8 protein-coding genes are annotated in these 11,234 nt (G+C 37.3%); 1 reads left to right on the forward strand and 7 read right to left on the reverse strand.

The window, feature by feature from the left end; all coding sequences use genetic code 11:
- Positions 1 to 188 precede the first annotated feature (188 nt).
- The 6 genes from FD31_RS00950 to FD31_RS00975 form a co-directional block, all read right to left on the reverse strand.
- Positions 189 to 1,001, reverse strand: a complete 813-nt coding sequence (locus tag FD31_RS00950; protein WP_057890884.1) for a carbohydrate ABC transporter permease — start codon at positions 999 to 1,001, stop codon at positions 189 to 191.
- A complete protein-coding gene (locus FD31_RS00955; protein WP_057890885.1) occupies positions 1,001 to 1,861 on the reverse strand; it encodes a carbohydrate ABC transporter permease in 861 nt (286 codons plus the stop codon). Before FD31_RS00955 ends, FD31_RS00950 begins: the two co-directional genes overlap by 1 nt.
- 24 nt (positions 1,862 to 1,885) lie before the next feature.
- Positions 1,886 to 3,199 (reverse strand): ABC transporter substrate-binding protein, encoded by a 1,314-nt coding sequence (locus FD31_RS00960; protein ID WP_057890886.1) that lies wholly within the window; start codon positions 3,197 to 3,199, stop codon positions 1,886 to 1,888.
- Between the two features lie 184 nt (positions 3,200 to 3,383).
- Positions 3,384 to 4,679, reverse strand: coding sequence for an alpha-amylase family glycosyl hydrolase (locus FD31_RS00965; RefSeq protein ID WP_057890887.1), 1,296 nt, complete (start codon positions 4,677 to 4,679; stop codon positions 3,384 to 3,386).
- A gap of 12 nt (positions 4,680 to 4,691) precedes the next feature.
- A complete protein-coding gene (locus tag FD31_RS00970) occupies positions 4,692 to 6,353 on the reverse strand; it encodes a glycoside hydrolase family 13 protein (RefSeq protein ID WP_057890888.1) in 1,662 nt (553 codons plus the stop codon).
- A gap of 94 nt (positions 6,354 to 6,447) precedes the next feature.
- On the reverse strand, positions 6,448 to 7,395 hold the full coding sequence (locus FD31_RS00975) for a LacI family DNA-binding transcriptional regulator (RefSeq protein WP_057890889.1): 948 nt from the start codon (positions 7,393 to 7,395) through the stop codon (positions 6,448 to 6,450).
- Positions 7,396 to 7,563: 168 nt separating this feature from the next.
- Here FD31_RS00975 and FD31_RS00980 point away from each other — a divergent pair, with 168 nt between their 5' ends.
- Entirely contained in the window at positions 7,564 to 8,853 is a 1,290-nt protein-coding gene (locus FD31_RS00980) for a glycosyltransferase (protein WP_057890890.1), read from the forward strand.
- A 69-nt stretch (positions 8,854 to 8,922) separates the two neighbouring features.
- On the opposite strand, the gene FD31_RS00985 is transcribed toward FD31_RS00980, so the two are convergent.
- A partial coding sequence (locus FD31_RS00985; RefSeq protein ID WP_157049135.1) for an MBG domain-containing protein occupies positions 8,923 to 11,234 on the reverse strand: 2,312 nt, incomplete at its 5' end.

Genomic DNA, 11,234 nt, shown 5'->3' on the forward strand with positions numbered 1-11,234 from the left:
GAGGCCACAAGCAGTAAAATCAGCAGTGGCAGTGGTGTTAGGTCGAGCTTTTTTCTCGGCCTTACAGCACAGGACGTATTTTGAAATTCGCGGTCTGTGCGAAGTTCAAAATCGAGGCTCAAGACCTCGGCTTGTGCCGGTCCTCACAGCGATTTCACTGCTTGTGACCGGAGACGACATCTTATTAATTACTTAACAGCACCATCTGTAACACCCTTGATAATCCATTTTTGAGCAAATAGATAGAAGAGAATTACTGGAATGATTGAAAGTGTGATACCAGCTAAGGCTAAATGCCATTGCTTAGTATATTCACCGAAGAAATTGAACATTTGTAGTGGAATTGTATATTGCGCTTGTGGCAAGACAAGTGATGGCAATAGATAATCGTTCCAGATAGCAATGATGTTCAAAATAGCAACTGTAACTGTAATTGGAGAAAGCATTGGGAAGATAACTTTAGTAAAAATCTGCCAACGACTTGCTCCTTCAATTTCAGCTGATTCATCCATCGCAATAGGAATACTTGCTAATGTACCTTGATACAAGAAGACTGACAAACTAGCGTCAAATCCGAGGTACATGATAACCAATCCCCACATGTTTAGAAAATGAACAGCACCGAAGTTAGCTGTCAAAGGAATCATAACTGATTGGAATGGGATCAACATAGCTGAAATAAAGAGCATCAAGATTCCGCCACTCAATTTACTGTGATTTCTTTGTAAAGCATATGCAGCCATTGATGAACAAAGAATGATCAACAAGACACTGCAGACTGTGATAATAAGTGAATTAGTCAATGAACCGATAAAGTTCAATGCCCTGAAGGAATTCACGTAGTTATCGCCGGTACTTGGATGTGGGAACGAGAGAACTGAAGCGAAGATCCCTTTTGGTGTTTTAAATGAGTTAGTTAGGATTAGATAGAACGGGAATAACCAAAGTATTCCGAGTAATAGTCCAATAATTCCTAAACCGACACGACCTTTTTTATCCATTAGAGATCCTCCTCTCTCTTACGGTTGTATGCTACTTGCAATAGTGAAATAGCAGCAACGATGATAAAGAAGATAATAGCTTTAGCTTCTGATAATGCGAAGTTACCAGAGTTATAAGCGGTATTAACAATATCCATAGCCAACATTTGGGTTGAGTTATATGGTCCACCATTTGTCAATGACAAGTTTTGATCATAAATCTTGAACCCATTTGATAGAGTCAAGAACATGCAGACTGTGAATGCTGGAGCAATCATTGGGAACGTAATCTTAGTGAAACGTTGCCAAGCTGAAGCTCCATCAATCTTTGCAGCTTCAATGATTTCATTAGGAATGTTTTGTAAGTATGCAATGTAAATGATCATGATATAACCACTCATTTGCCATACTGTAACAATAACCAATCCCCAGAAACCAGTTGTTTCATTAGTCAACCAGTTTTGAAGCCAATCCATGTGCAAGGCGTTACCTAAAGCTTGGAAGCCTTGTGTGAAGATAAATTGCCAAATGAAACCTAGAATTAAACCACCGATCATATTTGGCATGAAGAATACGGTACGTAAGAAATTGTTTCCCTTGAATTTTTGTGTAACTAATAATGCTAGTCCCAAGCCTATTACGTTCAGCATGATAACAGTGACAATTACAAACCCCACTGTAAACCAAAAGGCGTTAATAAACGCCTTATCTTGGAATAATGTTATGTAATTTTGAAATCCTACCACTTTAGTAAATGTTAAACCGTCCCAGTTTGTGAATGAATAGAACAAACCTTCAAGAACAGGAATGAACACTACCAAAGCTAACGCAACGAGGGTTGGTGTTAAAAATAACCAGAATGAAAGACTTTTGTTTTTCATATTCATTGCCCTCTTTTGTTACTTTTAGTTATTGGCTGATTTTTGTTGTTTAGCCCAACCATCAGTCATATTTTGTACTGTCTTATCCCAGCTTTGTTTGCCTGATAAGTACTTTTGTAGATTTGGTTGTGCAACGTCTGGATCCCATGAAGTACCAGTGTATCCTGGGAATGCCCAGCCAGTTGTCTTGTGTTCTTGTGAGTACTTGAATACTACTGATGTCAATGGATCTTTCATCTTGTAGTTGTCGTAACCCTTGTATGCAGGAACGAAGTGCAATGTATCTACAACATCCTTCTTACCAGCTTTTGATGTGTACAACCAGTCTAAGAAGTTCTTAGCAGCTTTTTGTTCTGCTTGTGATTTTTGACTATTAACAGCCCAGTATAGTGATGTACCAACTGGTAGTTTGCCTTCTTCACCAGGTACAGGAATAGGAATCATACCAATTTCGTTCTTAGCGAAGTTCTTGTCAATACCTTCAACTGTTGGGTAAATCCAGTCACCTTGTTGAATCATAGCTGCTTTACCTTGTGAGAAGTATTGGTTAACTTGTGCTGAGTAATCCATTTGCATTACAGGCTTGATTGAGTAATCTTTTTGAAGATCAAGCATTGTCTTCATATCAGCATTCTTTGAAAATGCCATTTTCTTTGACTTGTAAAGCTTTTGAGCATTACCGTTGTAATCTTGTGCTACGTAAAGGTTTAGCAAGTGATCAGACATGATCCATGCTTCTTTACCAGGAAGTGCAAAGACACCCTTGATGCCTAATTGATCCTTTTGAGCATCCAATTGTTTAACAGCAGCTTGTAACTTATCAACTGTTGTTAGGCTTTCTGGATCGATTCCAGCCTTTTCAAAGACTTGCTTGTTGTAAACAAATCCGTAACCTTCAACGTTGAATGGTAATCCAACAGCCTTACCTTGGTCGTTCTTAACAGCATCCAATGTTCCTGGTTGTGCTGCCTTTGCGGCCTTTGTATCTGATAAGTCAGCCTCGTGAGCCTTAAATTGTTTAACATCAGCTGGACCAGCCAAACTGAAGATTGTTGGTGCATTACCAGATGAAATTCTAGTCTTCAAAACTGGATCATATTGAGTACCACCACCGATTGATGTAACTTCAATCTTCACATTTGGATGGCTCTTTTCATACTCTTTCGCAATTTGCTTAAATTGCTTATTATTTTCAACCTTTCCTTGAAGAATTGTGATCTTAACATCCTTACCTGAGGATGAGCTGTTACTGCAGGCTGCCAACATAAATGCTGCACCGGCTGCCAAAGCAATAACTCCCACGCGTTTACCTAAACGCTTCCAGAAGTTCTTCTTCATTACCAAAGCCCCCTATAAAAATAATATTTCTTTATTACAATTTCCATTATGTTGCGAAACCGCTGTCATTGCAACCGCTTTCGAGATGTTACCGATAACAGCTTTGTAACCAGTTAAACTCTTTCCACGAAAAAAGCGGCCAATTCACAAACGAATTAGTCGCTTTATATTTCATCAAAAACCTTTATTCATTAGTCTTCCCTTGAATAACAATTGGATCATAATCAAGCTCAATCAAGCCATCTTTCACATGGATCAAGGAATTATTTAACATATTGGTATAACTATCACTTGGCAAGGCAACAGGCACCTCACTGGACATTCCCTTCAAGGTGAATAGACCAATTCTGATAATATCACCGAGACGATATGTTACTTCAACGGTGTCATTTTCCAAAGCTGTTACCTTATATGAACCTGAAACTTGGATATCACTTTGACTCAAATCATGCATTTTGGCAATCAATGAACTCAAATTCATCTTTGCATCTTTCCAATCAAGCTTATCTGAATCAAACAAGCTTGGTGTGTGCTTAAACCCGTATTCTTGTCCCGCATAAATTAAGGTTGCACCCTTTTGAAATTCAGAAAAAGCGGTCCAATTATACATATCATTCTCATTAATAAACATACTGTGAGCTCTTGGTTGATCGTGATTCTCAAGTCCACGCATCTTAATATAGTTCTTTGGATAAATAACACTTTGCGTATTCAGTGCATCAACGTACTTCTTCAAAGGAGTATCTCCTTCAACATAAGAACGCCATGTTTGGTCAATATCATAATCATAAGTCATGTCAAAAGCGCTATATAACTCAGCATCGGATGAAACGTGGAAACCCTTAGCTCCCAAGTCTTGAATATAGTCTTTACTTGTTGATTCAGCTAACCAAACACACTTAGGGTTAACTTTGGCAACTTCTTTACGAGCTTCTTTCCAAAACTCAATTGGAACTTGCGGTGCCACATCACATCTAAAACCATCAACGAGTTTAGCGTAACGTTTTAGTGTTTCAATTTGATAGTTCCACAAAGCCTTGTGTGAATAGTCCAATTCGGCTACATCTGTCCAATCCTCATTCTTGTTATAAAGATTGCCTGCTTTATCGTGCAAGAACCACTCTGGATGAACTTGTAACAAAACTGAATCACGAGAAGTGTGGTTGTAGACAATATCAAGCATTACTTTCATACCATGGTCATGAATCGCTTTAATTATTTTTAGAAAATCTTGCCAGCTACCCAATTTAGGATCGATTGCTCGATAATCTTTCACCGAATATGGTGAGCCTAGTTTACCCTTACGATCTTTTTTACCAATTGGATAAATAGGCATCAACCAAATATAGTCGGTACCGAGGTTTTTAATACGTTGTAAATCAGGTTCTAGCGCCATCAAAGTACCCTTTTTGGTATGGTTTCTTACAAAAATGGAATAAATTTGAACTTTTCTCAATTTAATATCTGTCTGACTTGCCATTATTACACCCCTCTATTTTTTTGATTCTAAAGCACAACATCCCCAAGGACCTAACTCAATGGTACCACTGGTTTTCTTAACTGTTGCGTTTGTTAGTACACTCTTCCACGCTGCTTTTGGTAGGGTAAATGTCTTCTTTTGATCGGAAAAGTTAGCAATAACAAGTCCACTCGACTTCTCAGTCTGTCTGATATACGCGTAAATTTTCGGATCAGTAATTAACAATTGATAATTACCGCTAGTAAAACATTCATGCTTTTTAACACGTAAAAGTGCTTGATAAAACGTCATAATACTTTCTGAATCTTTGATTTCTTGATCAACATTATTTGTGTCCGTCTGAGCCCAATTCCATGGTTGGTGCGTTGAAAAGCCGTGATATTCTGAGGTATCCCATTGCATTGGTCCTCGGGCCGTCATTTCGTCTTGATTATTCAACAACTTCAAAATTGTTGCATCATCATATGACTTCTGACGTAAATTCTTGATCAAGTCTAATGCTCTTTGGTCATCAAAATCAGTAATCTGCTGGTACTTTAGGCCATGCATTCCAATTTCTTCACCATAATAAATTACTGGAATTCCTCGCTGTAAAAACAACATCATTGCTAATAATTTTGTTACTTTATCATCAGCAACTGGTAGATTCAGGCGATCTAGCACTCGACTAATATCATGATTTCCCCACGTTAATGTTGGTAAACTGACCTGATCGAGCACACTTTCCCAAGTTACATAGGTCTGTTTCAATGCTGGTAATGACAATTGGCGATTTTGGAAAAACTTAGGAATATCTTGATTACTTTCATCATAAACTTCACCGTAATTATCAGAATTGACAACAACATCACAGACATGACCATCAGGACGTGTATATTCAGCCGCATCACGAGCTTTAGCTGATGAAGCCTCACCGAATAAGAAAGCATCTGGATTATAGTCTTTGATTTCCTTGACGAAACCGGCCATATAATTTTTCACAGCGGGCAACTTAGCATAAAAAGTATCATCAATTGGAAATTTTCCATCAGTCAAAAGTGAGTTTTGCTCCAAGTTAGCTTTAGCAATATGGATAAAGGCATCTAACCTGAACCCATCGACACCTTTTTCCAGCCAAAACTTAGCGATATCAGCAACTGACTTTTGTACTTCGGGATTTTTCCAATTCAAATCTGGCATGCGTTTGTCAAAGAGATGGAAATAATACTCACCTGCATCGGTTGGGTTTTTCTCCCAAACACTGCCACCGAAAAATGAACCCCAATTATTTGGTTCATGACCAGCAACTGCATCATGCCAAATATAATAATCCTTAAAAATGCTATTTGCATTGTTAACCGCATCTTTAAACCAAGGATGTTGATCTGAAGTGTGGTTAATCGGTAGATCCAAAATAATATGTAAACCTAGTTGATGAGCTTTTGTTATCATTTCTGAAAAGTCATCAGTATCCCCTAAACTTGGATCGATTGCAAAATAATTTGAAACGTCATACCCATTATCGACTTGCGGCGATACGAAGATTGGATTCAACCAAATCGTGTTAAAACCCATATCTTTAATATAATCTAAGCGCTTTGTTACTCCCTTTAAGTCACCGATGCCATCATTATTAGTATCTTGAAAACTCTTAGGGTAAATTTGGTAAATAATTGCCTTATCATACCAACTCACAATAAGCTGCCCCCTTCGTGTAAACCCTTACACACCAGTATAAAAAAGTAAGCCTCACCTAAGCAAGGCTATCCTCAATATTATCGGTAACAAATTATTCGCGTAATGTCCCACCCAAACTAATTTTAGGTTCAAAGACTAATGCGCCCTGTTTTGCATTCGTATCGATTTTATCTAAGAGATTTTCGCCACAGGCACTGCCCATTTCGATAATCGACTGTTTAATAGTAGTAATTTTCGGAGATGCTACTTGATTCAAAAAGACACCATCGAATCCAGTCACCCCAAAATCATCCGGAATCTTACCACCACAACGAGTAATTCCTCGTTCAATACCAATTGCCAAACGATCGGATGCACAGATGAAGGCAGTATTCTTGGTAATATCATCCCAATTATCACGAACAAATTCCTCTGCCAAATGACTGTGATTCCCGAATCGATGTAACTCTGGCATCATTCGTTTCTCTTGAACTTGTTGCAAATAACCAGCTTCACGAGAATATTCAAATGATTCCTTTGAATCAATTCCTACATAAATCAGGCGCTCATAACCCTTCTCTAAGGCTAACTGCGCTAACAAATAAGTCCCAGCTTTATTATTGGTATCAACATAATCGAAACCATAGCGGTTTTCACCAAAAATGACAACCGGTTTCTTCAAATTATTGATCCAATCAACATCCTGTTCACGCATACCAGTAATGATATAACCATCGCAATTACCAATATCAAAATTTTTCCGCGTTACTAGCTGCAGAGAATATTGATGCAAGTCTAATGTTTTTGCGATACCAATCATTAAGTTCATATAATAAGGTTCCGTTGTATCAATGTCTTCTAAAATACAAAGTTTGATAATTCGAGTACTCTTATTAACTAATGCCTTGGCGATCATATTGGGATGGTAGTCCAATTCACGCATGGCTTGATAGACTAATTGCTTTAACTCGTCAGTGACCTTATCCGGATGATTGATCACTCGTGAAACAGTCATCTTTGAAACGTTGGCCTTTTTTGCCACATCAACTAAAGTCGTCATGCTTTCCCCTCCATATATCACAAATTAATTATACCAATTTAATGCGTTTTCAAACTGTTTTTTATAAATTTGTTGATACTTTTAGACAAAATGACTATCTTTATAAATTGATTATTTGTTTAGACAGGAAGAATATATAAATGTAAATATATTTAAGGGATGATAAAAATGATTATTTATTTGACCGCCCTCACCGTCTTTTTGACTCAGTGCTTTATCATGCTTTTCGTGTATTTCAATCAACGTAAGCCCTACAAGAAAGCGTTATTGGATGCACACCACTCGAAAACGTCTGTTGATCAATTCTTTTATTTCATCTTGATACCTTGTTTAAATGAAGAAAAAGTAATTCAGGCCACTTTACGAGATGCACTCCGACTTCCTGGACAAAAGCAAATCATCGTAATTGATGATGATTCAATTGATGACACCTTGATTCGGGTTAAAGAGACACCCGGACCAATTATGACTGTCGAACGAAAACTTCCGAATGCTCGTACTGGCAAGGGTGATTCACTCAATTACGCAATGCCAACGATTCAAAAATACATTCGTGATAACCACCTTAATCCTCACAACTGCATTGTTGGCGTTATTGATGCTGACGGTGTTTTGAGCAACAACAGTATTTATAAGCTCAATGATGCCTTCATTAACGAAAAAACTGATGCTGTTCAACTTCGTGTCAAAATGAAGGCTCCTAAAAAAGTTTTACAAACCTTTCAAGATATCGAGTTTTTTACAATCAATCATTTGACACAATTATTTAGATCTAACTTAAATGCCGTTGCTCTTTGTGGTAATGGTCAATTCTTCAGATACTCCAGTATTACTAAGAAATTAGGTACTGCCCCTTGGGGAAATGCTTTGTTGGAAGATTACGAACTGACATTGCGGATGGAATTGCATGGATTACATATTCGATATATTGGGGATGCTTACGTCGATCAAGAGGCTCTGCGCAGCGTCAAAAAGTTAGTCGTTCAACGAGCTCGTTGGTCACAAGGTGGTTTTAATTGTTGGAAATACTTGCGGAGAATCATTACTTCTAAGAAAATGACCACAATTCAAAAATTCGACACTTACTTTTTCTTTTTCCAACCAGTGCTAAATCTCTTAGCTGATTTTAGTATTATTTATTTGACAGCACACTTTATTTTGAGCCATATTAATAATCCTGAATTTCTTTTCGTGGCTATCTTTGCTTTAGCGGTAGTTGGCTTACTTTTTGGAACTGTCTTTACCATTATTTATCTGCAAGAATTACGACTAAATGACCACGCCAAACTGGTTATCAATCGTGAAGATGTCCTTAATATTAAATTTCATCTCCACCGTATTTTCTTCGCAATTGGTTTAATTTCTTACATATATGTGGTTTTGTTCTTTAGCCTCATTATTTCAATTTACCATGAGATGATTGGTCAAAATACTTGGGCTAAGACTAAACGAATTTAATTTATTAGTGTATGACAAAAAACTTCTGAGTCTATATAAACTCAGAAGTTTTTTATTATCACATTCATTCTAAAAACGTTTTACTTTAATAAACATATTAGTAGCAACACGATAGTAATGACTGCCATTAACAAAGATTTCTCGATCGACTTTGTATGTAGCATTGGCAGGCAACTTACTATTTAGTAGAACACCTTGTTCATTATAAGTAGCTGTAACTGCATCAGTTGTGACGTTAAAATCAACGTTTGCGTAATTACGGACTCCAGCAACAGGAATAAATTGATTTGTTGCTACTCGATAAAACTTCACGCCATTCATTACTACAATTTTATCAGCTTTGTACGTACCATTGGCTGGTAAAACAATATCCAACTTTTCATCACGTTCATTGTATATTGGTAGTTCAGAATTAGTCGTGACTTCCGCATTCACGTTTGTGTATGGATAAACTTCATCAACTGAAACAAATTCATTAGTTGCGACACGATAAAATTGTTGTCCATTAATGATGGCAATTCTATCGGTTCTCCATTCAGAACTTGGGGATAGTTCGCGATTTACTTTAGTTCCTTGGTAATCAACTAATTTACCACGAATATTATTATAAACACGAACAAGTGCAGGTTCTGGATCAATATAAACGTAGACATCACTTGCTTTAGCAAATTCGTCGGTTGCGACACGATAGTACATGATGCCACCGATCGTGTATTCTTCATCACTAAACCAGCAACTGTCGACACCTAAAGCTCGACTGTCCAATAGTTTACCTTCATTATTATAGAGATTGACGGTACTTGTTGTTGTCGCAATGTTTTGATTCTTCTTAACCATCGTTCCATTTCCAATTACTGGAGCGCTGCCACCACGTGAATTGTAAACTAGTGGATCGGTTCCATTCTTCAATTCGTCTGCACTTGTAACTCCATCATGGTCAGGATCAACTCCATAATGTGTGAAGACTGGTTGACCAGAATCATCGAGTGTTACGACAGTTGCAGAACCATCAGAATTTGGCAAAATCAGCTTCCCAGAATGTGGGTCAATCGTTTGATATGGAGATGTTTTACCATCTTTATCAACTTCATCAGCACCTTTAGTGTTATTGGCTGGATCATTAGTATAAACTGTGTTGCTGCCATCATTCCATTGTTTAGTAACTTTGACAACATTTCCGTCAGCATCTTTTTCAGTTATTGTGACATTGCCATCAGAATCAACATCTTTGCCTAAAACCTTCAGTGTTCCTGTTTCTATCGTGACATCATAGTTTGGATTAGTAGTTTTGGCATTAATCTTGTAAGTTCCTACCGTAGAAACATCAGAAACACTGGGATCTTCAAACTTAATACCTAGTTTATCTAAGTTGTCACCATCTTTTAATTGACTACCATCTTTCAACTTAGCTGTATCTTGGGGTTTACTATCACCAGCGTACATGTTTTGGTTATTAATCTGAACTGTAATTTTAAGTGGTTGAATTGTGAGATTACCAAATGACAATTTAGAAAAATCATAATTTGGATTCTCATCCTTTAATCTATTAAGAGCATCTTTTGTTAATTCAATTGAATATGTACCCGTTTGTAATTGCTTACGAGCAACTTCCTCTTTGCGGAGATTAATAAATTTAAAATCATATGGATTAAGTTTGATAGTTTTAGGACCTATTTTAGCAATTCTAGTTATTTCAGGAGCATCACCATACGTTGATTCCACTGGTTTTGTTGGATCTGTATTTGTTGTAGTTGCCGCGGCCTTATCAACCGTCAATGGTGCTTCTCCAAATGAACTGAAATTATAATTTTTATCTGCCGTTAAAGCCTTTTTAGCCTTATCAGTATAGCGAATCGTATAATCTCCACCAGCCTGTAAGTCCTCTGGCTTTACAACATTACCCGAAGTATCTACTATTTCAAAGTCTGACTGACTTAATTTATGGTCTTTTGCTTCCGTTCCCAAATCACCTTTAATTTCTGGCAGTGATCCGTCACCATAAGTCACGGTAATTTTAGGAATTGTTGGAGTTACATCTTTGGGTGTAACTGTTAACTCAGCCTTTCCAAAATTAAAATTATAATTTCTATCTGCTTCAAAAGCAGCCTTAGCTTTATCAGTGTATTGAATCCAATAGGCACCACCAGCTTGTAACTGTTCAGGCTTTAATACATTGCCTGCGGCATCAACCACTTCAAAATCTGATTGAGCTAAATTATGATCATCTGATGCAGTATCTAAGCTACCTGTAATTTCTGGTAAGACTTTATCGCCATATGTGATTTCTTTTGTTTGAACTGTTGGGCTTGCATTTTCCGCATTGACCGTTAATAGAGCTCTGCCAAATGATTTAAAATCATAATTCTTATCTGATTTCAAAG

The organism is Companilactobacillus nantensis DSM 16982 (genome assembly GCF_001435815.1).
Taxonomy (GTDB): domain Bacteria; phylum Bacillota; class Bacilli; order Lactobacillales; family Lactobacillaceae; genus Companilactobacillus; species Companilactobacillus nantensis.

What these genes read in the sequence shown, in the direction of transcription:
- FD31_RS00950 (WP_057890884.1), bottom strand. Translation starts at nt 1,001, where the DNA reads ATGGATAAAAAAGGTCGTGTCGGTTTAGGAATTATTGGACTATTACTC.
- FD31_RS00955 (WP_057890885.1), bottom strand. Translation starts at nt 1,861, where the DNA reads ATGAAAAACAAAAGTCTTTCATTCTGGTTATTTTTAACACCAACCCTC.
- FD31_RS00960 (WP_057890886.1), bottom strand. Translation starts at nt 3,199, where the DNA reads ATGAAGAAGAACTTCTGGAAGCGTTTAGGTAAACGCGTGGGAGTTATT.
- FD31_RS00965 (WP_057890887.1), bottom strand. Translation starts at nt 4,679, where the DNA reads ATGGCAAGTCAGACAGATATTAAATTGAGAAAAGTTCAAATTTATTCC.
- FD31_RS00975 (WP_057890889.1), bottom strand. Translation starts at nt 7,395, where the DNA reads ATGACGACTTTAGTTGATGTGGCAAAAAAGGCCAACGTTTCAAAGATG.
- FD31_RS00980 (WP_057890890.1), top strand. Translation starts at nt 7,564, where the DNA reads ATGATTATTTATTTGACCGCCCTCACCGTCTTTTTGACTCAGTGCTTT.